This is a genomic window from Pseudooceanicola sp. (assembly GCF_029213205.1).
Lineage (GTDB): Bacteria > Pseudomonadota > Alphaproteobacteria > Rhodobacterales > Rhodobacteraceae > Pseudooceanicola.
In genome coordinates, this window is the sequence record NZ_JARGNH010000011.1 from 79,662 (window position 1) to 105,633 (window position 25,972).

At 63.8% G+C, this 25,972-nt stretch carries 27 protein-coding genes and 1 pseudogene; 16 read left to right on the forward strand and 12 right to left on the reverse strand.

Annotated elements, in window-relative coordinates; genetic code table 11:
- Positions 1 to 34 precede the first annotated feature (34 nt).
- Positions 35 to 751, forward strand: a complete 717-nt coding sequence (locus P1U48_RS10320) for an RlmE family RNA methyltransferase (RefSeq protein WP_301068895.1) — start codon at positions 35 to 37, stop codon at positions 749 to 751.
- Here the strand turns inward: P1U48_RS10320 and P1U48_RS10325 are convergent.
- On the reverse strand, positions 748 to 963 hold the full coding sequence (locus P1U48_RS10325) for a hypothetical protein (protein ID WP_301068897.1): 216 nt from the start codon (positions 961 to 963) through the stop codon (positions 748 to 750). The two genes, P1U48_RS10320 and P1U48_RS10325, sit on opposite strands and share 4 nt — an antisense overlap.
- 217 nt (positions 964 to 1,180) lie before the next feature.
- Here P1U48_RS10325 and pdxA point away from each other — a divergent pair, with 217 nt between their 5' ends.
- Both pdxA and P1U48_RS10335 read left to right on the forward strand, forming a co-directional pair.
- Positions 1,181 to 2,164, forward strand: coding sequence for a 4-hydroxythreonine-4-phosphate dehydrogenase PdxA (pdxA, locus tag P1U48_RS10330; RefSeq protein WP_301068898.1), 984 nt, complete (start codon positions 1,181 to 1,183; stop codon positions 2,162 to 2,164).
- Complete coding sequence (locus tag P1U48_RS10335) at positions 2,164 to 2,841, forward strand: hypothetical protein (RefSeq protein WP_301068899.1); 678 nt, start codon at positions 2,164 to 2,166, stop codon at positions 2,839 to 2,841. The genes pdxA and P1U48_RS10335 overlap by 1 nt, the downstream gene beginning before the upstream one ends.
- Positions 2,842 to 2,898: 57 nt before the next feature.
- Here the strand turns inward: P1U48_RS10335 and P1U48_RS10340 are convergent, their stop codons facing one another.
- On the reverse strand, positions 2,899 to 4,383 hold the full coding sequence (locus tag P1U48_RS10340; RefSeq protein ID WP_301068900.1) for a hypothetical protein: 1,485 nt from the start codon (positions 4,381 to 4,383) through the stop codon (positions 2,899 to 2,901).
- 171 nt (positions 4,384 to 4,554) lie between these two features.
- Entirely contained in the window at positions 4,555 to 5,877 is a 1,323-nt protein-coding gene (locus P1U48_RS10345; RefSeq protein WP_301068901.1) for a 3-hydroxyacyl-CoA dehydrogenase, read from the reverse strand.
- 547 nt (positions 5,878 to 6,424) lie between these two features.
- Between P1U48_RS10345 and P1U48_RS10350 the strand changes: the two genes are divergently transcribed.
- Positions 6,425 to 6,670 carry a thiamine pyrophosphate-dependent enzyme gene (locus P1U48_RS10350; RefSeq protein WP_301068942.1) on the forward strand — a complete coding sequence of 82 codons (246 nt, stop codon included), beginning with the start codon at positions 6,425 to 6,427 and terminating at the stop codon, positions 6,668 to 6,670.
- A 55-nt stretch (positions 6,671 to 6,725) separates the two neighbouring features.
- Here the strand turns inward: P1U48_RS10350 and P1U48_RS10355 are convergent, their stop codons facing one another.
- Positions 6,726 to 8,093, reverse strand: a complete 1,368-nt coding sequence (locus P1U48_RS10355) for an ATP-binding protein (RefSeq protein ID WP_301068902.1) — start codon at positions 8,091 to 8,093, stop codon at positions 6,726 to 6,728.
- Positions 8,090 to 8,749, reverse strand: coding sequence for a response regulator transcription factor (locus tag P1U48_RS10360; protein WP_301068903.1), 660 nt, complete (start codon positions 8,747 to 8,749; stop codon positions 8,090 to 8,092). The genes P1U48_RS10355 and P1U48_RS10360 overlap by 4 nt, the downstream gene beginning before the upstream one ends.
- 146 nt (positions 8,750 to 8,895) lie before the next feature.
- On the opposite strand from P1U48_RS10360, the gene P1U48_RS10365 reads away from it, so the two are divergent.
- The 7 genes and pseudogenes from P1U48_RS10365 (at position 8,896) to P1U48_RS10395 (ending at position 14,621) form a co-directional block, all read left to right on the forward strand.
- Positions 8,896 to 9,228 (forward strand): PepSY domain-containing protein, encoded by a 333-nt coding sequence (locus P1U48_RS10365; protein WP_301068904.1) that lies wholly within the window; start codon positions 8,896 to 8,898, stop codon positions 9,226 to 9,228.
- Between the two features lie 320 nt (positions 9,229 to 9,548).
- Complete coding sequence (locus P1U48_RS10370; RefSeq protein WP_301068905.1) at positions 9,549 to 9,905, forward strand: hypothetical protein; 357 nt, start codon at positions 9,549 to 9,551, stop codon at positions 9,903 to 9,905.
- A gap of 76 nt (positions 9,906 to 9,981) precedes the next feature.
- Positions 9,982 to 10,452, forward strand: a complete 471-nt coding sequence (locus P1U48_RS10375) for a DUF2271 domain-containing protein (protein ID WP_301068906.1) — start codon at positions 9,982 to 9,984, stop codon at positions 10,450 to 10,452.
- A gap of 11 nt (positions 10,453 to 10,463) precedes the next feature.
- Entirely contained in the window at positions 10,464 to 12,671 is a 2,208-nt protein-coding gene (locus P1U48_RS10380) for a PepSY domain-containing protein (RefSeq protein WP_301068907.1), read from the forward strand.
- Positions 12,652 to 13,620, forward strand: coding sequence for an FAD:protein FMN transferase (locus P1U48_RS10385; protein WP_301068908.1), 969 nt, complete (start codon positions 12,652 to 12,654; stop codon positions 13,618 to 13,620). The genes P1U48_RS10380 and P1U48_RS10385 overlap by 20 nt, the downstream gene beginning before the upstream one ends.
- A 36-nt stretch (positions 13,621 to 13,656) precedes the next feature.
- Positions 13,657 to 13,923: pseudogene (locus P1U48_RS10390) on the forward strand (heavy metal translocating P-type ATPase); the annotation flags it as partial.
- Positions 13,920 to 14,621: a VIT family protein gene (locus P1U48_RS10395; protein ID WP_301068909.1), complete on the forward strand. Its 702-nt coding sequence runs from the start codon at positions 13,920 to 13,922 to the stop codon at positions 14,619 to 14,621. The pseudogene P1U48_RS10390 and the gene P1U48_RS10395, both read left to right, overlap by 4 nt.
- Here the strand turns inward: P1U48_RS10395 and P1U48_RS10400 are convergent.
- The 6 genes from P1U48_RS10400 to P1U48_RS10425 all read right to left on the reverse strand — a co-directional run bounded on the left by P1U48_RS10400 (position 14,618) and on the right by P1U48_RS10425 (position 20,060).
- On the reverse strand, positions 14,618 to 14,758 hold the full coding sequence (locus tag P1U48_RS10400; RefSeq protein ID WP_301068910.1) for a hypothetical protein: 141 nt from the start codon (positions 14,756 to 14,758) through the stop codon (positions 14,618 to 14,620). The two genes, P1U48_RS10395 and P1U48_RS10400, sit on opposite strands and share 4 nt — an antisense overlap.
- 260 nt (positions 14,759 to 15,018) lie before the next feature.
- Positions 15,019 to 16,359, reverse strand: a complete 1,341-nt coding sequence (locus P1U48_RS10405) for a ferric reductase-like transmembrane domain-containing protein (protein WP_301068911.1) — start codon at positions 16,357 to 16,359, stop codon at positions 15,019 to 15,021.
- Between the two features lie 46 nt (positions 16,360 to 16,405).
- Positions 16,406 to 17,155, reverse strand: a complete 750-nt coding sequence (locus tag P1U48_RS10410; RefSeq protein WP_301068912.1) for a hypothetical protein — start codon at positions 17,153 to 17,155, stop codon at positions 16,406 to 16,408.
- Between the two features lie 10 nt (positions 17,156 to 17,165).
- On the reverse strand, positions 17,166 to 18,398 hold the full coding sequence (locus P1U48_RS10415) for a DUF1566 domain-containing protein (protein ID WP_301068913.1): 1,233 nt from the start codon (positions 18,396 to 18,398) through the stop codon (positions 17,166 to 17,168).
- Positions 18,399 to 18,459: 61 nt separating this feature from the next.
- On the reverse strand, positions 18,460 to 19,482 hold the full coding sequence (locus P1U48_RS10420) for a YHYH protein (RefSeq protein WP_301068914.1): 1,023 nt from the start codon (positions 19,480 to 19,482) through the stop codon (positions 18,460 to 18,462).
- 215 nt (positions 19,483 to 19,697) lie between these two features.
- Positions 19,698 to 20,060: a hypothetical protein gene (locus P1U48_RS10425; protein ID WP_301068915.1), complete on the reverse strand. Its 363-nt coding sequence runs from the start codon at positions 20,058 to 20,060 to the stop codon at positions 19,698 to 19,700.
- Between P1U48_RS10425 and P1U48_RS10430 the strand changes: the two genes are divergently transcribed.
- Positions 20,059 to 21,168 (forward strand): Hint domain-containing protein, encoded by a 1,110-nt coding sequence (locus tag P1U48_RS10430; protein ID WP_301068916.1) that lies wholly within the window; start codon positions 20,059 to 20,061, stop codon positions 21,166 to 21,168. The genes P1U48_RS10425 and P1U48_RS10430 overlap by 2 nt on opposite strands.
- Positions 21,169 to 21,515: 347 nt before the next feature.
- Here P1U48_RS10430 and P1U48_RS10435 read toward each other — a convergent pair whose 3' ends face one another.
- The gene (locus P1U48_RS10435; protein ID WP_301068917.1) at positions 21,516 to 22,139 is read right to left on the reverse strand and encodes a LuxR C-terminal-related transcriptional regulator; all 624 of its coding nucleotides are present in this window, start codon (positions 22,137 to 22,139) and stop codon (positions 21,516 to 21,518) included.
- 81 nt (positions 22,140 to 22,220) lie between these two features.
- Between P1U48_RS10435 and P1U48_RS10440 the strand changes: the two genes are divergently transcribed.
- The 4 genes from P1U48_RS10440 (at position 22,221) to P1U48_RS10455 (ending at position 25,957) form a co-directional block, all read left to right on the forward strand.
- Positions 22,221 to 23,420 (forward strand): substrate-binding domain-containing protein, encoded by a 1,200-nt coding sequence (locus P1U48_RS10440; RefSeq protein ID WP_301068918.1) that lies wholly within the window; start codon positions 22,221 to 22,223, stop codon positions 23,418 to 23,420.
- 67 nt (positions 23,421 to 23,487) lie between these two features.
- The gene (locus tag P1U48_RS10445) at positions 23,488 to 24,255 is read left to right on the forward strand and encodes an ABC transporter ATP-binding protein (protein ID WP_301068919.1); all 768 of its coding nucleotides are present in this window, start codon (positions 23,488 to 23,490) and stop codon (positions 24,253 to 24,255) included.
- Positions 24,252 to 24,956: an ABC transporter ATP-binding protein gene (locus P1U48_RS10450; protein WP_301068920.1), complete on the forward strand. Its 705-nt coding sequence runs from the start codon at positions 24,252 to 24,254 to the stop codon at positions 24,954 to 24,956. The genes P1U48_RS10445 and P1U48_RS10450 overlap by 4 nt, the downstream gene beginning before the upstream one ends.
- A gap of 8 nt (positions 24,957 to 24,964) precedes the next feature.
- A complete protein-coding gene (locus P1U48_RS10455; protein ID WP_301068921.1) occupies positions 24,965 to 25,957 on the forward strand; it encodes a branched-chain amino acid ABC transporter permease in 993 nt (330 codons plus the stop codon).
- Positions 25,958 to 25,972: the final 15 nt, after the last annotated feature.

The following is a 25,972-nucleotide window of genomic DNA, read 5'->3' on the forward strand; positions in this document are numbered from 1 at the left end:
TTCGGGACTCCCGGCGCCGGCGAAAGATGCGGATATGGTTAAGAAACCGACAGGCAAGAACACCTCAGGGCGCGGCCAGCGCGATCTGACCGTCAAGGTGAAAACCGCGCGCGGGCGCAAGGCGTCCTCGACCCGCTGGTTGCAGCGGCAGTTGAACGATCCCTATGTGCAGCGCGCCCAGAACGAAGGCTATCGCGGACGCGCCGCCTTCAAGATCATGGAACTCGACGACAAATTCCGCTTTCTGGTGCCCGGCGCCCGGATCGTCGACCTCGGCTGTGCGCCCGGTGGCTGGCTGCAGGTGGCGGTGCCGCGGATCAATGCGCTTGGCGAAAAATCCGGCAAGGCGGTGGGCCGGATCATCGGGGTCGATCTGCAAGAGGTCGATCCGGTGCCGGGGGCCGAGATCCACCAGCTCGACTTCATGGCAGACGACGCCGACATTCTGGTCAAGGGTTGGCTGGGCGGCCGCGCCGATGTGGTGATGAGCGATATGGCCGCCAGCGCCAGCGGCCACAAACAGACCGACCACATGCGGATCATCGCGCTGTGCGAAGCGGCGGCCTATTTTGCCTTTGACGTGCTCGAAGAGGGCGGCACCTTTGTCGCCAAAGTTCTGGCGGGCGGCGCCGAGGGGGAGTTGCAGAAGCTTCTGAAACAGAAATTTACCAAGGTCGCGAATGTGAAACCACTGGCCTCACGCGCAGATTCCTCGGAGAAATTCGTGGTTGCGACCGGCTTCAGACCCTAGGGTTTCAACCGCCAGATCGATCGCTTCGGTGAGGTGATCGAGCGGCGCGCGTATTCGGCGAATTCACTGACGCTCGGGCTGGGCCGGGTCAGCTGCGCTGGCGGATCGGTCAGGCGGTTGGCGCGGATCTTGCCCTCGGCCAGCAATTGGAACAGCCGCTGATGCCGGGCGGCGATCATCCTGCGGTGATGGTGTGAAAGATCGTCATCCATTGGTGCTGGTCCAGCTGTTCGCATCGCCCCGACAATTGAGCCCGGCGGCATGGCGAATTTATCGCTGAATCGCGATAATTCCACGGCAATTTGATATGTGACCGGCTGAATCGCCATATGTGCCCCGGTTTGAAGTGCCAGATCGGGCGAACTGGCGCTTTCGCATCGCTCGGGATCGGCTTACCCTGCGCCAAAGCGTCATTCGCCGGGGTAGACCATGACAAAACCACTCGCGATCACCATTGGCGATGGCGCCGGAATCGGCCCCGAGGTGGCGGTGCGCGCGATGCTGGGCTCCTCGGATACAGTGCTGATCGGTCAGCCTGCGGTCGCAGAACGGGCGCTGGCGCTGGTGGCGCCGGGGATGCAATTGCAGCAGGTCGCCTCACCCGAGGACGCGGCGCTGTCGGATCGGCATTTGCGCCTGCTGGTGGCCGGAGCCGAGGCCGCGGCGCCCGTCTATGGACAGGTCAGTGCAGCAGCGGGCCAGGCGGCGGCGGCGGCGATCCTGGCCGCGATCCGCCTGGCACGGCAGGGCGCGGTTTCCGGCATCGTCACCGCCCCGATCCACAAAGAGGCGCTGGCGGCGGCTGGGGTGAAATTCCCCGGCCATACCGAGATGCTGGCATATCACGGAGGCGCCGAAAACGTCGCGATGATGCTGCTCAACGATGTCATCCGCACGGTGCTGGTCACCATCCATGTCAGCCTGCGCGACGCCATCGCCCAGGGCGATTTCGACGCCCAGATGCGCGCCATCCGCCTGGCCGATTCCGGCACCCGTGCCTTTGGCATCGCCCGCCCGCGGGTCGCGGTCGCCGGGTTGAATCCACATGCCGGAGAGGGCGGGCTGTTCGGGCGCGAAGAGATCGACATCATCACCCCGGCGATCAAGGCGGCGCAGGCCGAAGGCATCGACGCCAGCGGCCCCTGGCCGGGCGATACGGTGTTCATGCAGGCGCGCCAGGGCCAGTTCGACGTGGTGGTGGCCCAATATCACGACCAGGGGCTGATCCCGGTGAAATACATGGGGTTGGAGCAGGGGGTGAATGTCACTCTCGGGCTGCCTTTTGTGCGCACCTCGCCGGATCATGGCACCGCCTTTGACCTTGCCGGGCAGGGCATCGCCTCGGCCGAGAGCATGATCGCCGCGCTGCAGGCCGCACGGCAATTGGTGGCGGCGCGGGACAAGGCGGGCTGATGGCCTTTATCTTCATGCTCACCCGCAATGACCGGACCGTGGCCGACGCCGAGGTGCATCTGGAGACAGTGATCGCCAGCGGGGTGCGCCATATCGGGTTCAAGGATGTCGGCCTGCCCGAGGACCGGCTGCGCGGGTTGCGTGACCGGATCAACGCTGCCGGGGCGACCTGTTACCTCGAGGTGGTGTCAGAGGATCAGGCCAGCGAACTCGTCTCGGCCCGGGCCGCGCTGCGGATCGGGGTCGATGTCTTGCTGGGGGGCACCAATGCCGATCTGGTGGCGCCGCTGGTGGCCGGATCCGGCCTGCGCTACATGCCGTTTCCGGGGCGGATCGAAGGTATCCCGAGCGTGTTGCACGGGCCCGCCGGGGCGATTGTCGCCTCAGCCGCCAAGCTGGCGGCGCTGGAGGGGGTGCATGGGCTCGACCTGCTGGCCTGGCGGTTTCGTGGTGATGTCGAGGCGCTGATCGCAGGGGTTGTCGGGGTCACCGACAAGCCGGTGATCGTTGCCGGATCAGTCGACAGCCCGGCGCGGATCGCGGCCCTGCGCGCGGCCGGGGCCTGGGGCTTCACCATTGGCACCGCGGCGCTGGACGGGGTGTTTCCGGCGCGGGCGCCGGGGCTGTCGGCACAGATCGCCGCGATTCAGGCCGCCGAGGCCACAGCCGGGTTCTAGGTCGGCGGTGTATTCGGTCGCTGCAATTGCGCTGGCCGCAATTCAGCCGACCGGATTTCAGAACGCGAAGCGCCGCCGCCCGTTGTCGATCGCGATTCGCCCAGATTGTCCCACCGGGTCGATGCTGCCATCGGTGAGTGCCGCGATCAGGCTGGTATCGCTGGCGGGCACTTCGGCCAGGGTCCGGCTGCCCTCGGCGGTGCGGGCGACGACAATGCCCCGGCTCGGCTGGGCGTCACGGTCATAGAACACCGTCCAGCTTTCCACCGTCACCGGGCCAACGTGATCCTCCGCGAGCGCCGGCACCGGGCCACGCGCCGCATCGGCCAGCGCCTGCGCCTGGTCCTCTTGCGGGAACCGCGCCGCCAGCGGTGCGCCGGAAAGCACGATTGCATGGTTGGTGGTGACGATGCCGCCATTGGCATAGAGCAAGCCGGAGTCACTGGTGCCGCGCAACAGCTCGACCATGCTGGCGACTGCGTGGCTCATGTAATTGGCGACCGGGGCACCGCCAAAGGTCAGCCCGCCGAACACCGTCACCGGCCGCTCCAGCGGCCAGTCGAGACTGCGGCGGGCGAGTTTCGGGACAATCGGAAAGCAGGAATACAGCTCGATATGGGCAAGCTCGGCGGCACTGATCCGGTTGGCGGAGAGGGTGCGGGTGAGCACGGTCTGCATCGACACCGACCCGGTGAAATCGGCACGCTCCAGCAATTCGTAAGGCTCATTCGCCCCGGCGCCATGGCCAATATGGATCAGCCGGTCTTCGGGCAGACCGCGGCGGCGGGCCTCGGCCAGTGAGGCGACGATGAATCCCGCGCCCTGGTTGACCGAGGCATTGGCGACCATCAGCTTGGTATAGGGATGCGCGATCGGCCGGTTGCTGGCGCTCGGCGTCACGATATCCGTGGCGCTGGCGCCGTTGCGCAGCCAGGCATTCGGGTTGGCGGCGGCGACCGCCGCCATCTGTGCCCAGATCGCTCCGGTTTCTGCCTGACCCTCGGCCAGGCTCTGACCCCAGGCATGGCGGCTGGCGTTCTCGTAAAGCGGATACATATCCGTCGGCGCGAGCAGGCCAAAGGCGCGCCGGTAAGGATGCACCCGGCGCTTGGGATTGGCGCGCAGCAGGTCTCCGGGCCTGGTGCCGCTGGCGGCGGCGCGTTTGGCTACGCTGCGCAGGACCTCGGCCCCGACCACCGCCATGCTGCGAATTTCGCCCCGACCAATCCGGTTGGCGGCCAGGTTCAACAGCCGGATCGGGCTGTCGCCATGCGGCATCTCGGTGGTCTCAACGATCCGTGGCGTGGCGCCCAGCCGGGCGGCGAGAGCGGCGGCGATATCGGTCAGCTCGGGGCAGGAGATCTGATCGACGGTGGAGAGCGCATCCAGATCGGTCAGCCAGCCACCACCGCCGTCGTCATCGGCAAGGCGCAGCGCCGCCGCCATCAGCCCGAGGCTGTCGAGCGCTTCGGCAGGATCATCGGGCCGGTCGTTGATCTGACCGATTGCTACAATTACTGGAATTCTGTCTGGATTACTCATTTTGCCACCTGTTTGCGTTTGTGACGCCCCGCCGGGGGCGCTGCCCCCGGACCCCTGGAATATTTTGGGCAAGATGAAGCGAAAAGGCTGCGATCTTCATCTTGTTCCAAACAGTCCCGCCGGAGGCGTGGCGCGCACCGGCCTGTCCGCTGCGCGCCCTCTGTTTTGGCCTCAGCCTGCCTTGCGGGCCTCGGTGCCGGCGGTTTTCAGCCCGCCGAGATCGAGGTCGAGGAAGGACCCGCCCTCGGCCGCCAGTTTCTTCAGGGTTTCGGCCGGGGCGAAATCGGGATCCTCGGCACCGACGATTTCCATCCGCGCCAGCACGGCCTTGGCACCGACCGTGTCGCCATAGAACATCGGGCCGCCCTTGTCCTGGGGCCAGCCGTAGCCGTTGATCCAGATCACGTCGATATCCGAGGCGCGCTGCGCCTTGTTGTCCTCAAGGATCTTCACCGCTTCATTGATCATCGGATAGATCAGGGTTTCGGTGATTTCAGCCTGGGTCATGGTCGAGGGGTCGGCGCCGGTGACCTCGCGGATCACCTGTTCGGTGACCTTGGAGGGGGTGCGATTGCGGGCTTCGTCATAATCGTAATAGCCCGCGCCGGTCTTTTGACCGCGCCGGTCGAGTTCGCAAAGCGCGTCGCGGATCGGATTGGCGGTGGTCGCGCCCTTGGACCAGCCGATGTCGAGCCCCGCGAGGTCGGACATCTGGTAGGGCCCCATCTTGAAACCGAAGACGTTGATCGCGGCGTCGATGTCCCAGGGCATCACGCCCTTGTAGAGCAGCTTGTTCGCCTGCATCTGCCGGGCCCGCAGGATGCGGTTGCCGACAAAGCCCGGGCAGACCCCGGCCATCACCGCGACCTTGTTGATCTTCCTGGCGACCTCCATCGAGGTGGCGACAACATCGTCGGCGGTGTGATCGGCGCGCACGATTTCCAGCAGCTTCATCACATTGGCGGGTGAGAAGAAATGCAGGCCGATCACATCTTGCGGGCGTTTGGTCATTGCCGCAATCGCGTCGATATCAAGGCCCGAGGAATTGGTGCCGAGGATCGCGCCCGGCTTGCAGATCGCGTCGAGCTTGGTGAAGACCCCTTTCTTCACATCCATATCCTCGAACACCGCTTCGATGATCAGGTCGCAATCGGCGAGGTCATTCATGTCGAGGCTGCCGGTGATCCGGCCCATCCGTGCATCGACCTCTGCCTGCGGAAAGCGGCCCTTGTCGGCGCTGCGCTGATAATTGCCGCGCATCACCTTCATGCCGCGATCCAGCGCCTCTTGCCTGGTTTCCACCATGGTCACCGGGATTTCGGCGGTGGCGAAGTTCATCGCGATGCCACCACCCATGGTGCCGGCGCCGATGATGCCGACCCTTTTCACTGGCCGCGTCTTGGTGCCCGGCGCCAGGTCATCGATGACCCATGCCTGCTTGCCCGCTTCACCCAGATATTCCGCCACGTTCATTCCAGACAGAGACTTCGACATTCTCGCTCCTCCCGTTCTAACCTGTCGCCCGGTCATTGGGCGCTCAGGGAAACTCTTCACGGTATTTCCGGCTGGGATCAACCTTGGATCGCTGATCCGGCATGTATGGGGCAGAAAGCCGCGCCGCGGCGGAGCAAGGGGGCGGGGGCTGTGTGAGAGGGCAATGAAGGCAGAGTTTACTTGCGCCAGCAAATGTTCTCTGGCGCCTGAAGGCCCGATTGCACCTGGGTCCCATGGGCGGCGATCTCTGCGTCCGGGATTGGTGATTGACCGGCTGGACGGGACAGACACCGCATTCTGACCGCGCCGCTCGGGATGTCACAAGGGATTGAACCGGGGTGTTCGGTGGTGGCCCGAAGGCCGAGCCGGAGCCGGTGAGCGATGTGAAGACCCCGCATGCGAAGCTGACGCTGGAGAACGATTTCTTGTCGGGCGCGCCCGATCAGGCTGACTTCAATCCACCGATGCCCGAGGCGGTGGCGGCATCTGCTTTGATCTCAGCGATGACGGCTGGATCGGATCGACCCACCGTGGCCTCGGCCACTGCATCGCCAAGGGCGGGTCGATGCATATCGCGGACATGGACAAGGGCATGCTGGGGGCCAACGCGATTGTCGGCGGCAGCCCGCCCTTGGCAGTTGGGGCCGCACTGACGCAACAGCTGACCGGGACGGACCGTGTGGCGGTGGCGTTCTCGGGAGACGGCGCATCGAACCAGGGCAAGACGATGGAGGCGATGAACATGGCCGTCATCCTGCAGGTGCCGATGGCCCGGTTATTGGCGAGATGTTGAGCGATTACGCCATGCGGCGGGAGCAGGCGCGAAGCGGCTGATGGCCCTCCACTTGTCACGTCCTCCGCGTCGCGTCTCGCGCGACGGTGTCGAGAACACTCACCGGCAACCTGAGGGAAGCCTGGAAACCGGAAGTCGATCCCGGACGCGGCGATTCCAGAATGAGTTGGCTTCCGATCCGGTCCGCGATGGCGGCGACGATGGCGAGGCCGAGCCCGCTGCCATCCGTGCCGGAGTTCGCCCGCTCGAAACGCGCAGTCAGGCGGTCGAGGGTTTCGCGCGGCACGACGGGACCATCGTTCGCCACGATCAATTGGCCGTCTCCTGTCACGATCACATCGACGGGGGCACTTTCGTCCCCGTGGCGCAGGGCGTTCTCCACGAGGTTCCGGCAGAGGATGGCGAAGGCGTCGGGGTCGATGTCCGACATGACGGCCGTGTCCGGCAGCTTCAGCGCAATCCGACCCAGAGCGTCAGTGCGCCCGATATCATCCACAACGACACGCGCGACGGCCCTCAGATCCGCACTTTGATCTGTCCGCAGTCGCCCGCCTTCCGCCCGCGCGAGCTGCATGAGCCGTTCCGAGAGGCGGGTCAGGCGTTTGAGCGTCGCCTCGATCTCTGCGGCGCGCGCGTCAGTGGCGGGGTCACGTGTCTCTGACCGAAGCCGCTGTGCCTGGGCGATGGCGCCTGCCAGCGGGGTTCGTAACTCATGCGCTGCATTGGCGGTAAAGCTGCGTTCCGCCTCGAACGCTTCGCGCAACCTGGCCAGAAGGCTGTTCAGGGTCGCGGCCAGTGGTCCGATCTCTGTCGGCAGATCGTCGGCGGGAACCTCCGAGAGGTCGCGGGCGCCGCGCGCCTCGAGGCGCATGCGGAACCGGCGCAGGGGGGCGAGGTTGAAGCGAACGGCCAGGATGATCGACGCCAGCGCGAGTGGCAGCACGATCAGGAGTGGCAGACCGAGGCCCATCTGGATTTCCCGCGCGACGGCCCCGCGATGCGCAAGCGGTTCGGCGACCGTGATGCGGATCGTCCCCTGGAGCACCGCGTCGCTGTAGAGCCGGTGTGTTGAGGTCTGGCGGAACCCCGGTCCATCGTAGGGCGGGAACACTGCGGGATCTGCCGCGTGGGACCGCAGCAGGATCAGCCCCTCGGCATCGCGCACAAGGTAGGTGAAGAATTCGTCGTGCTCGCGAATAGGCGCGAGCCGTTGCGTCACGCCCTGATCCTCGCGCCCGACGATGTCGGTCACGGCCAGCGGCAGGATGCGTTCGGCGGTCTCGCGCAGGGCGCTGTCAAAGACCTCGTCCAGTTCGCCTCGCACGATCACCGCCGTGACCGTGGCGGCCAGCAGCCACAGGATCGTCAGAACGAGGCCCAGCGACAGACCGAGCCGCGCCAGCAGGCTGCGCGGCAGCCTCATGGCCGGCCCAGCCTGTAGCCCATGCCGCGCTGGGTCTCGATGATCGCGCTCCCGAGCTTCTTGCGCAGGCGGCTGACGTGAACTTCGATGGTGTTGCTCTCGATTTCGGCCCCGAACGCATATAACTTGTCCTCCAGCTGCGCCTTGGACAGCAACTGACCGGGGTGAGCGAGAAACGCGTCGAACAAGGCCCATTCGCGCGCTGTCAGCGCCACCGGCTTGCCGTCGCGGTGAATGCTGCGTGCGGCGAGGTCAATCTCGAGCGGGCCATGGGTGACGATGGGGTTCGGATTGCCGCTGTAACGCCGGGCGACCGATCCGATCCGGGCGGAAAGCTCGGCCAGGTCGAAGGGCTTCACGAGATAGTCGTCGGCCCCCGCATTGAGCCCTTCGATCCGGTCCGAGACCTGATCCAGCGCGGTCAGGATGATGACTGGCGTCACGTCGCCCCGTGCGCGCAGGGTCTTCAGGAACCCGATGCCGCGGCCGTCCGGCAGCATGAGGTCGAGCAGGATCAGGTCGTAAGCGGCCGCGTGCAGAGCGTCGCCCGCGGCGTCGAGTCGTGTGACCCAGTCGACGGATTGGCCATCGGCAGCGATCTGGTCACGCACGGCGGCGCCGAGAGTCGTATCGTCCTCGATCAGCAGAATGCGCATGGTCGCCCCCGTCCTTTCCCGATGGCCCTTCATGATCCGTCTGGCTGACACCAAGCTGAAGCGGATCGCGCACCCCACTTCAGGTTACTGTCAGCTTTGGCGTGCATAAATTACATCAAGATGGGCCGCATAGAGGAGTTTGACCCATGAAGAAGACATTGACAATTCTTGGTTTTCTCTCAGCCTTTCCCGCCGGGATGGCGTCGGCGGATGATGATTGCTTCGTGCCAATGGCCGATTGGCAACCACGCGATGCCGTGGCCAGCCTGGCCGAAGAGAACGGCTGGACGGTGCGCCGCATCAAGATCGACGACGGTTGCTATGAAATCGACGGCCACGATGCCGAAGGGCGCCCGATCGAGGTAACAATCCATCCGGCGACGCTTGAAGTGATCGAGTTCGAATACGAGGACGAGGATGAAGAGGATCGGCGCGCGCAGGATCGGGGCCGGGATCGCCAGGAAAGCAACAACGACTGAAACGCGCGGGGCAAGGCGCGCCCAAACGGCCACAGCGAGGGTTGGCACGGTCCGGGACTGGGAACCGCTGGTTCGGATATTCCACTGGAGGCCTTGTCGCATTCCGGCTCGTCCGGAGTCTTGTCGGCAGCCGCTACCGGACGACATCGCCTGACCGTCGCCCCGCACGGCCAATCACCGCGTCGGCGCAACCCGGCCCCGCAATTCCCGGCGGGGCCTTTTCCTTCCTGACGGCAAGCTGAAGCAGGAATCGCTCCGCTGTCAGGAAGCCCTCAGGTCCGCTCTCCATATTGAATTCAGCACACCAAGGAGACCCTGTTATGAAGCATACCCTGACGATTCTCGCTGCCACCACGGCGCTGACCGCCGCAATCGGTGTCCCGGCATGGAGCGCGATTCAATCCCCGGACGACGCGCATCTTCGGCCTTTCGCCGCAGTCTTTGAAGAGAGCGCGAAATCGCTGCCGCTCATCCTTGCGAGCGACGATGACGACAACCGAGGTCATCGCAAAAGCTGGTGGCTTCGCTTCGGAGACGATGACGACGATGATGATGACGACGATGACGATGATGATGATGACCGCGGCGGCAAGAACCCCGCGCCCGCAGGCACTGTCGCACCGCCGCAGAACGGCCTCTTCGAAAATGGCGCCGCTCCAAAGGTTCAGGTGAACTGAATCATGCGGCGGTGCGGCGGACTCCACCGCGCCGCACGTTATTCCTCTTGTTACGACTTTCGGAAGGACCCTCTCAATGAAATCGCTTCTCGCAACTCTTGCGCTAACCACGGCGCTGACGGTTCCCGGCATCGCTATGGCGCGGCCGGTCACCCTGACCACGACACTCAACGCCTATGGCGGCGATGGCGCCTATCTCGCGTTCTACGTCACCGACGCCTCGGACGCCTACGTCGGCAGCCTCTGGATGGCTGGCGGAAAATCCAAATACTACAAGCATCTGGGCGACTGGTCCCGCGCGACCGGCGGGGACACCGCGCAGGTGAACGGCATCACCGGTGCCAGCGTCGGCGCGGGCCGCACGCTGGAGATCACTCTCGAGCTTGCCGATGCGCTGTTTGATGCGGGCTACACGCTTCACGTCGACGCCGCCGTCGAGGACATGCGTGACAGCCCGAACGAGGTGGCGGTGCCGCTCACGACCGACGGCGCTGGCACCCCCGTGCGCGGCCGCCGCTACATCGCAAGTTTCGCCTACGACATGTGAAGGGGCAGGCCATGATCCGGGCACTCCATCGCTGGCCAGGTCTTCTGGCTCTGGCTCTCGTCACCATCCTCGGCTTGAGCGGCGCGGCGCTGTCGGTCTTTCCTGCGGCCGAGCGGCTCTCCGCGCCGCAATCCGAGGCTGGACTGACGGTCGCCACCCTGGCGGAGCGCATTTTGGTGGCCTATCCGGGCGTCGAGCAGATCCGCCGGTCGCCTTCGGGCCGGATTACAGCCTACTGGTTCGATCAGGGGACGCCCGGCGCCGCAGTGATCGATCCGGCTACGGGTGAAGGCGTGGCCTCGGCCGACCCGAACCAGACCCTGCGCTGGCTCACCAACCTGCATCGCTCGCTGTTCCTCGGGGATGGGGGGCGCATCGCCATGGCGGCGGGGGCTTTGGCGATGCTGGTCCTCTCGCTGTCCGGGGCGGCGCTGGTCGCGCGGCGGACCGGCGGCTGGCGACACTGGTTCGCGCCTCTGCGGGGGCCGCTTGCCGGTCGGTTGCACGTCGAGATTGCACGGGTTGCGGTGATCGGCCTGGTTCTGTCGTCCACTACGGCTTTGTGGATGACGGCCTCGACCTTCGATCTTCTCCCTGATGGCGGCGCAGCGCCAGCCTTCCCGACCGAGGTGAGCGGTGAAACGGGGTTTGCCCTCGACCAGATGGCCATTTTGCGACAGACGCCTGTCGCCGAGCTGCGTGAGCTGAGCTTTCCCTATCCGGGCGATGCGACGGACGTCTTCGCGCTGAAGACGGACCGTGGGACCGGGTATATCGACCAGGGCAGCGGCGCGTTGCTGGCCTGGGGCGATCTGACCGGGTGGGAGCGCGTCTCGGAAACCATCTACATGCTGCACACCGGACAGGGTGCGGCGACGCTCGGCCTCGTGCTCGGGCTCATGGCCCTCGGCGTGCCGGCAATGGGCGCAACCGGCGTGCTGGTCTGGCTTGCCGGGCGGCGCAGGCGGCCGCGCATCCGGGGCAATCAACCCGCCGGGCGCGCCGAAACGATCCTGCTTGTCGGCAGTGAGGGCGGCAGCACCTGGGGCTTCGCCGCAACGCTGCACGCCGCACTGTCGCAAGCCGGGCAGAGCGTTCATGTCGGCCCGATGTCGGGCTTCGCCCCGGACCGCTACACCAGGGCCGAGCGGATCATCCTGCTCACCGCGACCTATGGCGACGGGGCGGCCCCCGCCTCGGCCAAGGGCTTCCTCGACCGGCTGAACGCGTCGGAACACGCGCCGGACATTCCTCTGGCGGTGCTCGGTTTTGGCGACCGGAGCTTCCCGGCCTACTGCGCCTTCGCCAAAGCCGTTGCGGCCACGGCACAGGCGAAGGGCTGGCCCGAACTCCTGCCGCTCGACACCATCAACCGCCAGTCGCCGCAGGACTTCGCCCGCTGGGGTCGCGCACTCGGCGAGGCGCTCGGGATCCCCCTGGAATTGTCGCACCAGCCCGTGCTGCCCAAAACCAAGACGCTGACCCTCGTTTCGCGGCGGGACTACGGCGCCGAGGTTCAGGCCCCGACCGCGATCCTGCGCTTTGCCCTGCCGCAGGTCTCACTCTGGCAGCGGCTGACCGGTTCCGGGTTCGCCCGATTCACGGCCGGCGACCTGATCGGCATCCTGCCGGAAGGAAGCGCCGTCTCGCGGCTCTACTCACTCGCCTCCGCACGCCGCGACGGGTTCATCGAGATCGTCGTCAAGAAACACCCCGGAGGCCTTGCCTCTTCGCAGCTCACCGCCTTGGAACCCGGGCAGACCGTGACAGCCTTCCTCCGCCGCAATCCCGGCTTCCATCCGGGCCGGGGTCGTGCACCGCTGATCCTGATCGGCGCCGGTACCGGGATCGGACCTCTCGCGGGCTTTGTGCGCGGCAATGCGCGGGGGCGCGCCATCCACCTGTTCTTTGGCATGCGTCATCCCGACAGTGACTTTTTCTACAACGAGGAGATCACCGCCTGGCAGGAAGAAGGCCGTCTGACCGGCCTGGTGACGGCAGTCTCACGCGGGGCACGACCACGCTACGTCCAGGACGCGCTGCGGGGCGAGGCCACTCAGGTCGCGGATCTTATTCGCAACGGGGCGCGCGTGATGGTCTGTGGCGGGCGCGACATGGCGGCGGGCGTGACCGACGCGCTGGCCGAGATCCTCGCGCCTGCCGGGCTCACGCCTGCGGTTCTGAAGACGGAGGGGCGATATGTCGAAGATGTCTACTGAAATGGTGCGCCACGCTCTGAATGGCCCGACCATGGGCACGCGCTGGTCGGCGCTCCTGTTCGCGCCGATCGGCTTCGATCCGGTGCCGGTCCGCGCCGCGTTGCAGGCCGCTGTCGACGAGGTCGACGCGCAGATGTCCACCTGGAAGCCCGACAGCGATCTGATGCGCCTGAACGCAGCGCCTGTCGGTGCCCGGGTCATGGTCCCGGATCGGATGAGAGAGGTTCTTCGCCTCGGTCTTGAGATCGGACGCGCCTCGGACGGGGCCTTCGATGTCGGCATGGGCGATGCGGTGACAGCCTGGGGCTTCGGGACTGAGTCAGCAGAAACGAAGGGCATCCGCGCGGCAATGGCCGCGCCCCGCTGCCCGGCGCACAAGGCGCTGGAGATCGGGGAGAGGACGGTCTGCAAATCCGCGCCGATTGCACTGGACCTGAACGGAATTGCCAAGGGCTACGGGGTCGACCGGCTGGCAGAGGCCCTGGGCGCGCACGGCCTCACCGCTGGCCTCGTCGGCATCGATGGCGAGATGCGCGCGCTCGGGCTCCGGCCTGACGGAGAAGCCTGGACCGTCGCGGTGGAAGCGCCGGACCCCGACCGCCGCAGGCCCCATTCCATTCTCGCGCTTCAGGACGCCGCCGTGGCGACTTCGGGGGATTACCGGCACTGGGTCGAGGTGCAGGGCCGCCGCCTGTCACACACCATGGACCCCGGGCGCGGCGCCCCGCTGATCACGTCGCCCGCCTCGGTGACCGTCGTGGCCCGGACCTGCGCCGCGGCAGATGCCTGGGCAACGGCCCTGATGGTCAGAGGAAGCCTGGAGGGCGCCGTATTGGCGCGTAGAAACAACTTGAACGCCCTCTTCATTGATCGTGAAGGTGATCATCTTCGTGAAACGAGAGTGGGACCGCTGTTCGAGATCCGTCCAGATTCCGAGCGCGTGAATTGACGCCGGGACATGCACCGGATGACATCTTTGTTTCATGATCGCCTGGGCCCAGGGATCGAGATCGCGCCGGCCTCGCGGCGGATCGCCGGCGAAAGCCTCGTCGCGGGCATCGGCCTGTCGGTGCTCGGAATGGTCGCGGCGGCCTATGGACATCTCACCCCGGTCCAGGGTGTGCTATTACAGGAGTTGATCGGCGTCGCCGTGATCCTCAACGCGCTGCGCATCGCGCCCCATGAACCCGCAATGAAAACAGAGGCGGTCTCCTCCGGGCAGGCCCGCATCGCGCAAGGAGCCACCCCATGAGCAAACTCACCCATCCCGAAGTTCACATGGTTCATCGCATCGGCTGGCTACGTGCCGCTGTTCTGGGGGCGAACGACGGTCTGGTTTCTACGGCGAGCCTCGTCGTCGGGGTCGCTGCGGCAGGGTCCGGGCGTCCCGAGATCCTGATTGCCGGTCTTGCCGGGCTTGTCGCCGGGGCGATGTCGATGGCTGCCGGCGAATACGTTTCCGTCAGCTCGCAGACCGATGCCGAGCAGGCGGACATCGCGCGCGAGACCCGGGAGTTGAAGGAAATGCCCGCGGCAGAGCTCGACGAGTTGACAGGCATCTATGTTGCGCGCGGGCTTGACGATGGCCTCGCGCGTCAGGTCGCGATCCAGCTGACCGAGACAGACGCACTTGGCGCCCATGCGCGTGACGAGCTTGGCATCTCGGAAACCGTGACGGCGCATCCGATCCAGGCGGCGCTCGTGTCGGCCGCGACCTTTGCCGTCGGCGCTGTCATACCGCTCATCATTGCTGCGCTGGTTCCTGTGGCCCAGATCACTCTCGTCGTCGCGATCACCACTCTGGTCGCGCTTTCAGTGCTGGGCGGGCTCGGGGCATCGGTCGGTGGGGCAGGCGTCGTCAAGGGAGCCGTTCGCGTCACTTTCTGGGGGGCGCTTGCCATGGCCGCGACCGCAGCGGTCGGCATGATCTTTGGTGTGAATGTGGGCTAGGCGATGGCATCGGCGTATTGCAGGCGGTCATTCTCGGGCGTCTGTTGCCAGACCAGGCCGGTGTTGTCGTCCGTAACGCTGCCCACCGTTGTCGGTGTAAGAGGCCGCAAGGCGCGGGTGTTGTGTGTCCTGGCCATAGAGGGGCGCGCCCTCGGCGGGGCAGTCGATGGCCGACCTCACCAGATCGAAACACCGGTCCTGCATCGTATCGACAAGCGGATAGCCGGCCTCTCGGGCGGCGCTTGGCTGTGCCGAAAAAAGCACCATGGCAGGTAGCAGTATGGCACAGCCAGACCACGCGATCCGGGGGCAGGTTTCCATGGCGGGTTCCCTCTATCCATGTGTTTCAGAACGGAATTGCCGGACGATGCCCCGCAAGGATCGACGATCTCGCCACTCAGCGCATGTTGAAGAGTTCCTGGTGGAAATCGGCCGGGCGCAGGCCGTTTGCCACAAGGTCGCGCCGCAGTGACTCGCCGAAACCCGCTGGCCCGCAGAACCAGATGCTGGCCGCGGCCCAGTCGGGCAGCATCTCGCGCAGGCGGGCGCCGGTCAGCCGCCCGTCCTCTTTGTCGCGGATCAGATGCAATCGCGCCCCCGCCGCGGTGGCGTCGGCCTCCAGCAAGGCTTGCGGTTCGGGCGCGATCTCGGGCACGCAATGGATCAGGTCGATCTGTTTGCCGTCGGCTGTCGAGGCCAGGTGTTTTAGCCGCGCGATGAACGGCGTGATCCCGATCCCCGCGCCAATCCAGATCTGACGATCCTTGCCATCCTCGAATGTGAAACGCCCGTAAGGCCCTTCCACAGTGACATCATCGCCCACCGCCAGCGTTTCCGGCAAACGTTCGGTATGGTCTCCCAGCCCCTTGCTGATAAAGGCGATGGAACACGTTGCCGGGTCCCAAGCCGATGCGATGGTGAAGGGGTGCGCGCCCTCCTTGCGATCAAAGGTGACAAAGGCGAATTGTCCTGCCTCGTGCCCTGACCAGCCCTTGTCCACGGTGATTTCGGATTCGGTGATCTTCATCGACGGAAAATGGAGCAGCGCTGTAATCTTGCCGGTAACCTGGCGACTGCGCCCGATCCGCCGGGTCAGGGCCAACACCGCCACAACACCACCAGCAATCATCAACAGCGCGGTGACAATGCCAACCGGCTGCGTCCATGCGTCAAAGTCCATCAGGACCGCCGCGTGAAAGGTCAACGCCAAATAGGCGAGTGCGATCAGCCTGTGGGTCTTGGCAAAGAAACGATAGGGTATGCGTTTGATCAAAGCGACAGCGATCAAGAGCACAGCCCCGTAAAACGCCCATTCGCCCAGCATCTCGGCTGTGCCGCGCTGATTGTTCAGGACTGTCTGAACCGCGCCAAGATCGGGCAGTTCACCGGTCCGGCGTTGCCTGTTTGGCGCCTCTATCAGCCCCCATGACACGGCCCATTTCGGACCGTTTGCCGCGACCCAATGGGTGGTCGAGGTGACCAGCGCGGCAATGCCCAGCCATTTGTGCAGGCGGTAGGATTTGTCGAGACCGTTCAGCCAGCGCTGCAGCCATGGCCCGCGCGCGGCCAGGATCATCGCCACACTCATCGCGCCGATGCTCAGCACGCCGGAATACTGCACCAGCAGATTGCGGACGGCGATGACGCTCAGGCTTTCAGGCAGCGGTAGACTGGCCGCGACCCAGAGCAGACTGAGGCCGGCCAGCAGGGACCAAAGCGTGATCTTGATGGTTTTCATGGTGGTAATCCTTGTTCCTAATTTCCTGCAATCCGGCCCGATAGCTCTATGCCCAAGGAGGGGCCGCAAGAATGAAATGCGTCAGTGTCGCGTCGAGCGCGTAAAACCCCAGATGCAGCGAATAGGCCCACCTGAATCCGTTGCGGGTGCGCAGGTAGAAGTAGGGCAGCAAAGCCCCGAACAGGGTCGCTGAAAGGGTGAAACGGGTGACGTAAACGGAGGTGAAGCCGTCGAACGCCAGAAGCAGATGAAAGCCGCCAAAGGCTGCCGCCATCCCGAGCGCTATGCTGACGATGGCATAGCCTGCTCGGGCAGCCGTCAGAATAAGCCCTGCGACAAGTGTTTGCTGGAACAGGATTTCGGCGGATTTCGGCAGGTAGTACCAGGCCGAGGCGAACATGAACTCCGGTGGGTCGGGCGGCGCGCGCACCGTCGAGACCTTCGGGAAAACCGACAATCCGTAAATCACGAAAAGGGCAAAACCCAGAAGGACAGGCAGCAGAAAAAGTCCCTCGCGCGCAACGACGTCACGGTCCAGGCTTTGGACAATCAGCGGGCGGAACAGCCAGACAGCAAAGGCTGACCAGGCAAGGTAATAGGCCGTAAACAAGAACGGCGCGCCGTCATAGCCGCTGTCCAGCCCCAGCGCATCGACGAGCCTGTAATACACCTGGTTCGACACCAGCCAGAGGGTGGCGACAATCATGACGGCGCGCACCAGTTGCCACGCCGGCGCGGCTGTCCGGGACGTCCCATCGCAACCGGAGGGAAGGGTGGGGGTGATGTTGCTTGACATGAGCCCGCCGTCAGTCGGCGTCCCGCACAAGGCGGACGTGGTTCAGGATACGGATTGCATCGCCCTGCGGACCGTGACCCTCGGGATAGTCGGCGGGATCTCCGAGCTTGGGGTCGGAGCGCTGCGCGCCGGCGCCGTGCACATCTGTCCAGCCGTTCATGTAGCCCATCGCCCGGCCAAAGCTGACATAGGACGCATAGCGCCCCGGAAATCGGGTGAAATTGGCATGCGTGGTTGCGCTCCAGAAGTAGGGATAGTCCACTTGCCCCGCTTCGTTGATGATCGCGCTGATCGCAAAGACCGGGTCCAGCGCAGCCGACCCGGTGGTGTCGGGCGCGCGCGTGTAATCGACGAGGCCCTGCAATTCCTTAACGTTGGGCAGGCGCCAATCGGCATGGCCAAGGTGATCTTCGGCATTCAGGCGCTCGGCACGGCTCAGGGCATCCTGCCACGACATCGCCGCACCGCTGTCAGCCTGCTCCCACATCAACCCGGTGCTGGCGTCCGTCACCGTGCCGTCGCCGTTGTCGGTAAATGCAGGCACACTGTAGCCCGTGTCGCCGCGCACCAGCATCACATAGAACAGCTTGTCGTCACCGCGCGGGTGCATGCCATAGCCTTTGATCCGGCCATCGGCGAAATTCACGCCAAACACCGTGGGGTCATTGCGGCGCATGGTGCCCGAAACGTACACCGTGCTGGACACCATTTGTGCGTCGATGACCCGTTCGCCGGCATCGGTGTCGCCGAAACCGAAGGCGAAATAGGTGGTGTCGATGAACGGGACCAGGCCCGCAGTGTCCGTGCCCTTGTTTTCCGGCGGCATCATGCCGTTGAAGTCGATCAGGGAATAAAGCTCCGTGATCGTCGGCACCCGCCAGTCATCATATCCGGCAAAGCTCAACTGGTCCGCCATTGCCATGGCGTGGCCATAGCTGAGCTTGTCCGCGACGTTGATATCGCCGTCACCATTGAGGTCAGGCGACTGGAGCCACATCAACCCGGTCACATCGTCGCGCACCGTTCCGTCGCCGTTGGCAGTGTAGCTCGGCACAGGGCCCTGATGTTGCGCGTCTTGACCATAAAAGGCATCGCCCGGCGCGGGGCAATCGATCACGACGTCGGTATCATAACAGGTGCTCTGTCTGGTGTCGGGCACGGGATAGGGGGCCTGCGCAAAGGCGGCAACGGTGGTGGTGGCCAGGATGATCGCGGCCCCGACAGGGGCACTTCGCAGGGTCATGGGCATCTCATTCGTTGTGCGTTGCCCGCGCATAGAAGAATGCACAAGGGCTAAGCTGGGGTTAAGGACGCGGCGGCGGGCGACTGGCGTCGCAAACCGTCTGACCTTCTACGAGCGTGCAGCCGGTTTCCGCCGCAAGACAGCCGAGAATCTGGTTCGAGCCCGCCGCACCGGCGTGATAGTGGTAGGGCAGTCCCTCGGCCGCGTGCCCGTGGCAGGCATCCAGCCCCTGTGGTGCCTGACCGTCGGCCATGAGATGCGCAAAGATCGCATGGCCGTCCATCGCGATGCCGATCTGGCCGCCATGCGCCGCCACAGCATCCGAGGTGGCCCCCGCGATGGTGGTCGGCACGCCGGTCAGGCAATCCGTTACGGCATGATAATGATAGCCGACATGCGGGTTCACATGGCCGCCGCAATCGTCGAACGGCGCGATGGTATAGGCCCCGAGGATCGCATCGACCGGCGCGGGACCGTCCAGGCGCACCCCGTTCAGCGCGATCCCCGAACCACCGCGGTTGGTGGGGGCCGGGCGCTGCGTTGGCACCGGGACCAGCGGGATGACATAAGTAAGTGCTGTGCCCTCGGGCAGGTATTCGGGCAGGCATTGGACGCAGGAGTTCTGATAGGCCGGATCGACATCGGGGCGTGCCGCAGCCTCGCAGGATTCGAGCGTGCCGGTGAAGCGCACCGCGCCGGTGTCGGGGTCGAAAAGCTGCCAGTTTGTATCGCCATAGACCTCGGCCAGCGAGGCGATGAACGCGCCGTCCACATCGACAGTCTCGCCGTCGAGGAACCAGATGCCACCCGCGTCCGCGCCGTCGGCAATGTTCGTCGGGCACCAGGGGCCGGGCGTGTAGGTCCGTGGCACATGGCTGACGGTGATGGAAAAGCAGGTCGTCTTGGTGTCGCCGGACAGCGTGCAATCGACCAAGCTGGGCCCCTCAACCACCTGCGCAGTCGCAAAGAAACTGGCGATGCGGGCAAGGTCCGTTTCCGTCGGTTGGGCGCGGGCTGGGCCAATCGCCAGCACGGCTGCGGCGACGAAGGGAAGGACGGGATGCGTGGCCTGGTTCGGGCGCATGGCAAATCCTTTGGATGAGTTCGGTTGACTCCTCGCTCTCTGAACGGGATTAGAGCATTAACAGTTAGCACGCAATCTAATGGGCGCCGTTTTCGCGGCCTTCTTCACAGCGCAGACCTTTTCGAGACGGAGCTGCGCCGAAATCTTGCATTGCTCGACATCCAGCCGCGGCAGGCCTGCGTCATAGTCGCATTGGGCCGGATGGGGCCGGTCTTTCAATCCGGCCTCGCTACGGAAGTCGGGATCACCTCGGCCAGCTTGAGCATGATGTGACCGACCTGGTCGCGGGCTATGTTTCGCGTGCACCCGATTCCGCGTCGCCTCGCACTCATGACCGCTTCAACGCACGCGGCACCGCCGAGATCATTCGCCTGCCATGAAATCAACGGGGAAGGCGGCAGGCTCGCCTCAAATACGAGGTCTGCAAAACTGCTGATTTCATGCAACGGTGTGGATTGCGCCGCGCCGTCCGCCACTTTCTCGCCACATTTCTGCTGGCTAAATACCTTTATCTGCAAAGGCTCCAGAAAAGTGCGGCGCGGTCGTGCAAACACGGTCACTACAAAGGTCTGATCCATGGCATTTGCTGTCCTGTCGGTAAACACGACCCTCTCAGCAACCATGGAAGATTTGTGGACCGATCCGGCCGGAACCCATTCGTTTTCGTTCTCGTCCGGTGCCGAAGAAACCTTCCGCGTCATCGACGATGATGCCGTTTTCAATGACAACGATCCGTTCGATAACAATCAGGTTGTCGCCCCCCAATCGACAATCTTTACCGACAACGCGAAGGTTGCCTCGCGGCAAAGGTTTGACGTGACGCCTGACAATGGCGATCCTTCTTTCACCGTGTATGTCGTGTTCGAAAACACAACTTCGAATGATGACTACACGCCGATCAATATGCTGGACTATGCGCTGGTCTCGGACACGCCCATGATTGCCGGGGTCAATTATTCGATCTCCAATCAAAACAGCAACGGCAACGTCAACTATTCCAATTTTTCAGATTTGGTCGTGTGCTACGCACTTGGAACGTTGATCGAGACACCCGACGGCCCGCGCCCGGTGGAAACGCTTCGGTCTGGTGATCTGGTGATGACCGCGGACCATGGCCCGCAACCGATCCGCTGGAGCCACAGCCATGACCATCCGTTGGATGCGGTCGACGACGAGTCCAAGCCGGTGCTGATCAAGGCCGGTGCCCTGGGCCACAATCTCCCCACAGATGACCTGATCGTGTCGCCACAACATCGTCTCCTGGTGGGCGGCGGCGGACAATTGCAGGAAATTTTCGCCAGCGAAGCGTTGGCCCCCGCAAAGTCACTGACGTCGCTGCCCCGCATCCGGCACATGCAGGGCAAGACCCGGATCACCTGGATACATTTCGCCTGTGACCGACATGAGATCGTGACCGCAAATGGCTGCTTGTCGGAATCGCTCCTGCTCGGGCCGGTGGTCATGAACGGGCTGGAGGACACAGACCGCAAGGCGCTGCAAATTTTGTTTGGGATGGCAACCGCGCACAAAGCGGCCCTGAATGGTCCGCCAGCACGGGACTGCCTAAGCGTCTGTTCAGCCAGAAGCGAAATTGCCGAGCATTTCAAAAGGGCCTACCAGCCCATGGCTTGGAAAAACCGCAAAAGTGCGCAGAGCCGCCCCGCAGCGATGCGGCGCTATGCGTGACTCCGGGTGATGCGCATCACCCGCTGACGTCGTTTCTGGTGCCGTCAATCGTTTTGAAACCGTGCGGCATACATCCCGAAGGGTCATCTGGTGACACCGGCATGAGAGGCGCGGCGCATGGGCGGACCGACTCCACCGGCTGACCGCCCCCTTCATCACCGTCGTTCCGGCCCCCTTCATTGAGGATAGCGCGTCGTCGCGGCCTCGTCAGAAGAAACGCGCTTGAGCCGGGCAGGGCAGGTGCATGGCTTTTGCCGATGACCCAGAAGCGCCGTCCGATCCGCTGTATTCCGTCTCACCCGCGCGGCACCCGTCTTGCTCAGGGTGTGACACGCTGCGTTTGGAGCCTAGGATTTGCCAGAGGAGGATACGACATGATCGCCATCGATCCCGCCCAGAGACTGGAACAGGCCACTGGTGTTGTTGACCCCGAACTTGCGCAAGAGCTTGGCGCGATAGACTTCAACCGTGCGGTAGGAAATATCGAGTTGCAGCGCGATTTCCTTGCTGGTCAGCCCGTCCGACACGTAGCTTAGAATTTCACGTTCCCGGCGGGTCAGCGGAAAATAGGGGCGTTCCGCGCTCAGATCGGCAAAGCTCCATACCGCGCGCGCCAGCGGCTGGTTTGGCGTGAACGAATGGCCGCGAACGCGGCACCAGAACAAAGTGCCGTCCTTGCGTGCCATGATCCGCTCGTCCCAATAGCGGTTGGTTTCCCGCAACTGTTTGATACCCCGGTCGCGGATGTTCACGAACTCTTCGTCGGAGGGGTACAGGATCGCAAAGATCTGCCCGCGCAACTCATCCGGTCTGAAGCCGAACATATCCGCAAATGCGATGTTGCAATCGCGGATCACCCGGCTCTCCGTGACCACCAGGCCAACGGGGGCAAAGTTGAAGGCCAACTCCGCAAATCTGCCGGTTTCATAGCAATCGTCGATACGTATTTCCACGATCTTGCCCCAAGCCATCCAGTCCCGGATGATACAAACCTATGTAGACGACGGGTCAGGTGCGCGCAACGGTCACCCCCGTCGGTATGGGAGGAAACCATGAAACGACTGACGCGGTTCGCCGCTGCCATTGCTGTTTCCGCCACCTTTGCAGGGGCGGCATCAGCGCAGGATCCGATAAAAATCGCACTTGTTCACGGCCTGTCCGGCTCAAGCTTCGAGGCCTTCTCGAAACAGGCACAGACCGGGTTCGAACTGGGCCTCGAATACGCCACGAAGGGGACAAATGAGGTCAAGGGTCGCCCCATCGAAGTCATCATCAAGGACACCCAGTTCAAGCCTGATGTCGCCCGCGCCGTGCTGGCCGAAGCCTATGGCGATGACGAGGTGTTGCTGGCCGTCGGCGCCACCTCGTCGGGGGTCACCAAGGGGATGCTGCCGATTGCCGAGGAATACGAGAAGATCCTGATTGTCGAACCCGCTGTGGCCGACAGCCTGACCGGGCCGGACAGCAACCGCTATATCTTCAAGACCTCTCGCAACTCGTCCATGGACATGCAGGCGCAGGCGCTTGCGTTGCGGCCCGACGAGAACCTGTTTGTCGCCACGATCGCCGAGGATTACGCCTTTGGCCGTGACGGGATCACAGCGTTCAAGGCCGCGCTGGCAGGCAGCGGCGCGACGGTGGTGACCGAGGAATACGTGCCCCAGGGCACCGCCGATTTCACCGCCGCCACCGAGCGGATGTTCAATGCGTTGAAAGACCACGAAGGCCGCAAGGTCATTCTTGTCTATATCGCGGGTGGCGGTGACGCGCCCGGCAAGATCAAGGCGATGGATCCGGACCGCTACGGCATCGAGATTTCCATGGGCGGTCATATCCTGCCGGTGTTGCCGACCTACAAACGCTTTCCCGGCATGGAAGGCGCGGTCTATTACTATTACGAAGCCTACGACAACCCGATCAACAAGTGGCTGGTCGAGGAGCATCAGAAGCGTTTCGGCACCCCGCCGGACTTTTTCACCGCCGGGGGCATGGCCGCCGCTCTGGCTGTGGTCAAGGCGTTGGACACGGCCGAAAGCTATGAAACCGACGACCTGATCAAGGCGATGGAAGGCATGTCATGGGAAACCCCCAAGGGCATGATGACATTCCGCCCCGAAGACCATCAGGCGCTTCAATCCATGGTGCATTTCAAGATCCGCGTGGATGACAACGTCGATTGGGCGATCCCTGACCTGGTGCGGATCATCCAACCCGACGAGATGGACATTCCCATCGGTCGCCACAACAATTGATCGCGCGATCCGGCCTGCGCCGTTAGGCGGCGGGCCGGGTCGGCTCTCTGGATTGCAAGCTAGCGCCATGCCTCAACCTTCTCTCAGCACCGACGGGCTGACCATCCGTTTCGGCGGACATGTCGCAGTCAACCAAGTGTCCTGCGCGTTTCATCCGGGCGAAACGACGGTGATTGTCGGCCCCAACGGGGCGGGCAAGACCACCTTTTTCAACCTGATTTCCGGACAGCTGACCGCCAGCGCCGGTACGGTCCACAAGGGCGATACCGACATCACCCGCCTGTCTCCTTCTGCGCGGGCGCGGCTTGGGCTCGGACGGGCCTTTCAACTGACCAATCTGTTCCCGCAGTTATCTGTGCTGGAAAACATCCGACTCGCGGTGCAGGCCCGCGCCGGCGCCGGATGGGGCCTGTTCCGACCGGCTGTGGCGCTGACCGATCTCACTGACAGGGCCGAAAAATTTCTGCATGCCGCGCAGCTTGGCGCCAAGGCTCACATGCCCGCTGCGGCGTTGCCGCATGGCGACCAGCGCAAACTGGAGGTGGCCTTGCTGATGGCCATGGAGCCCGACATCTATATGTTCGACGAACCGACCGCAGGCATGTCTCTGGATCATGCGCCGGATGTTCTGGATCTGATCGCTGCGATCAAATCCGATCCCTCCAAGACGGTGCTTCTGGTGGAACACAAGATGGATGTGGTCCGCGCCCTGGCTGACCGCATCATTGTGCTGCACAACGGAGAGCTTCTGGCCGATGGCGCCCCCGAAGAGGTCATGCGCAGCCAGATTGTGCGTGACGTCTATCTCGGCACCGCGACGGAGGAGACTGCATGACCTTGCTGTCTGTTCGCGATATGAAAACCGACATTGGCCAATATGCGGTGCTGCACGGTGTCAGCTTTGACGTGAACGAGGGGGGCGTGTTTGTCCTGTTGGGCCGAAATGGTGCCGGCAAGACGACGACCTTGCGTTCGATCATGGGGTTATGGAAACCTTCGCCAGGGTCCGTGACATTCCAGGGCGAAGAGATTTCCGGCATGGCCACTGCGGATATCGCCCGCAAGAACATCGCCTACGTCCCGGAAAACATGGGTATTTTCGGTGGCCTGACGATTGAAGAAAACCTTGTTCTTGCCACCGCCAAAGGCAAGTTTGACCAAACCCGCCTGTCGCGCATTTATGATCTGTTTCCAGCGCTCGAAAAGTTCTGGACCAAACAGGCGTGGAGCCTGTCCGGCGGCCAGAAACAGATGCTGGCCGTTGCCCGTGCCATCGTTGAACCGCGCGCGCTGATCCTGATCGACGAGCCGACCAAGGGGCTTGCCCCGTCGATCGTCGCCGCGATGGGCGAAGCGTTCCGCGAGATCGCACAGAGCACGACGATCCTGCTGGTTGAACAGAACTTCAACTTTGCCCGCAGTCTGGGCCGTGACATGGCGGTGATCGACGACGGCCGCGTCGTTCATCAGGGCGCGATGGCCGATTTCGCCGCCGATGCCGAATTACAGGGCCGTTTGCTCGGCCTGTCCGCATGAGGGGCGCCATGAACAAACTTTCTGACACTTTAGGTCGTTTCGGGGGCGTCAACCTTCTGCCGGTGGCATTGGCGGCGATTGCCTTTGTGCTGATCGGCGCGCCGTCTTCCTGGGTCACGCTGACGATTGCCGGCCTTTCGATGGGCATGATGGTCTTCTTGATGGCGTCGGGCCTCAGCCTGGTCTTCGGGCTGATGGACGTGCTGAACTTCGGCCATTCCGCCTTTATCAGTTTTGGCGCCTTTGTGGCGGCCTCGGTTCTGGCTGCGTTGGGGGGGTGGCTGGATGGCGACAACATCATGCTCGCATCGGCCGCTCTTGGGCTCGCTTTGCTGGCGGCCATCGCGTTTGGTCTCGCCGCAGGTCTGTTTTTTGAAACCGTGATCATCCGCCCGGTCTACCGCGACCATCTGCGTCAGATCCTGATCACCATGGGGGCGTTAATCGTTTCTGAACAGATCATCCTCGCGATTTGGGGGGGCACGCCCATGACCGTCCCACGACCGGCCTTTCTGCATGGGGCATGGATCATCGGCGACGTGAGTATCGAAATCTATCGCGTCTTCGCTTTTGGCCTTGGACTGGCAGTTTTCATCGGCCTGATGGTCCTGCTGAACCGCACCCGGGTTGGCTTGCTGATCCGTGCCGGCGTCGAGAACCGTGAGATGGTCGAGGCGCTGGGGTTCAAGATAGATCGGCTCTTCATTGGGGTGTTCATGTTGGGCTCTGCATTGGCGGCCCTGGGGGGCGCAATGTGGGCGGGGTATGAAACCCTGATCACCCCGGCCCTTGGCGGCGAGATGATGATCGTGGTGTTCATCGTGGTCATCATTGGCGGCCTGGGTTCGATCGAAGGCACGTTGCTGGGCGCGATCATCGTTGGGCTGACAGCCAATTACATCGGCTATCTTGCTCCCAAACTTGCGCTGGCATCAAACATGATCCTGATGATGGCAATTCTGATGTGGCGCCCCAGCGGCCTGCGTCCTGCGGTGAAGTAGATGGGACCTATGAAA

Bases quoted from the DNA above. Each gene is read 5' to 3' on its own strand.
- P1U48_RS10320 (WP_301068895.1), top strand. From the start codon at position 35: ATGGTTAAGAAACCGACAGGCAAGAACACCTCAGGGCGCGGCCAGCGC.
- P1U48_RS10325 (WP_301068897.1), bottom strand. From the start codon at position 963: ATGGATGACGATCTTTCACACCATCACCGCAGGATGATCGCCGCCCGG.
- pdxA (WP_301068898.1), top strand. From the start codon at position 1,181: ATGACAAAACCACTCGCGATCACCATTGGCGATGGCGCCGGAATCGGC.
- P1U48_RS10335 (WP_301068899.1), top strand. From the start codon at position 2,164: ATGGCCTTTATCTTCATGCTCACCCGCAATGACCGGACCGTGGCCGAC.
- P1U48_RS10340 (WP_301068900.1), bottom strand. From the start codon at position 4,383: ATGAGTAATCCAGACAGAATTCCAGTAATTGTAGCAATCGGTCAGATC.
- P1U48_RS10345 (WP_301068901.1), bottom strand. From the start codon at position 5,877: ATGTCGAAGTCTCTGTCTGGAATGAACGTGGCGGAATATCTGGGTGAA.
- P1U48_RS10355 (WP_301068902.1), bottom strand. From the start codon at position 8,093: ATGAGGCTGCCGCGCAGCCTGCTGGCGCGGCTCGGTCTGTCGCTGGGC.
- P1U48_RS10360 (WP_301068903.1), bottom strand. From the start codon at position 8,749: ATGCGCATTCTGCTGATCGAGGACGATACGACTCTCGGCGCCGCCGTG.
- P1U48_RS10365 (WP_301068904.1), top strand. From the start codon at position 8,896: ATGAAGAAGACATTGACAATTCTTGGTTTTCTCTCAGCCTTTCCCGCC.
- P1U48_RS10370 (WP_301068905.1), top strand. From the start codon at position 9,549: ATGAAGCATACCCTGACGATTCTCGCTGCCACCACGGCGCTGACCGCC.
- P1U48_RS10375 (WP_301068906.1), top strand. From the start codon at position 9,982: ATGAAATCGCTTCTCGCAACTCTTGCGCTAACCACGGCGCTGACGGTT.
- P1U48_RS10380 (WP_301068907.1), top strand. From the start codon at position 10,464: ATGATCCGGGCACTCCATCGCTGGCCAGGTCTTCTGGCTCTGGCTCTC.
- P1U48_RS10385 (WP_301068908.1), top strand. From the start codon at position 12,652: ATGTCGAAGATGTCTACTGAAATGGTGCGCCACGCTCTGAATGGCCCG.
- P1U48_RS10395 (WP_301068909.1), top strand. From the start codon at position 13,920: ATGAGCAAACTCACCCATCCCGAAGTTCACATGGTTCATCGCATCGGC.
- P1U48_RS10400 (WP_301068910.1), bottom strand. From the start codon at position 14,758: ATGGCCAGGACACACAACACCCGCGCCTTGCGGCCTCTTACACCGACA.
- P1U48_RS10405 (WP_301068911.1), bottom strand. From the start codon at position 16,359: ATGAAAACCATCAAGATCACGCTTTGGTCCCTGCTGGCCGGCCTCAGT.
- P1U48_RS10410 (WP_301068912.1), bottom strand. From the start codon at position 17,155: ATGTCAAGCAACATCACCCCCACCCTTCCCTCCGGTTGCGATGGGACG.
- P1U48_RS10415 (WP_301068913.1), bottom strand. From the start codon at position 18,398: ATGACCCTGCGAAGTGCCCCTGTCGGGGCCGCGATCATCCTGGCCACC.
- P1U48_RS10420 (WP_301068914.1), bottom strand. From the start codon at position 19,482: ATGCGCCCGAACCAGGCCACGCATCCCGTCCTTCCCTTCGTCGCCGCA.
- P1U48_RS10430 (WP_301068916.1), top strand. From the start codon at position 20,059: ATGGCATTTGCTGTCCTGTCGGTAAACACGACCCTCTCAGCAACCATG.
- P1U48_RS10425 (WP_301068915.1), bottom strand. From the start codon at position 20,060: ATGGATCAGACCTTTGTAGTGACCGTGTTTGCACGACCGCGCCGCACT.
- P1U48_RS10435 (WP_301068917.1), bottom strand. From the start codon at position 22,139: ATGGCTTGGGGCAAGATCGTGGAAATACGTATCGACGATTGCTATGAA.
- P1U48_RS10440 (WP_301068918.1), top strand. From the start codon at position 22,221: ATGAAACGACTGACGCGGTTCGCCGCTGCCATTGCTGTTTCCGCCACC.
- P1U48_RS10445 (WP_301068919.1), top strand. From the start codon at position 23,488: ATGCCTCAACCTTCTCTCAGCACCGACGGGCTGACCATCCGTTTCGGC.
- P1U48_RS10450 (WP_301068920.1), top strand. From the start codon at position 24,252: ATGACCTTGCTGTCTGTTCGCGATATGAAAACCGACATTGGCCAATAT.
- P1U48_RS10455 (WP_301068921.1), top strand. From the start codon at position 24,965: ATGAACAAACTTTCTGACACTTTAGGTCGTTTCGGGGGCGTCAACCTT.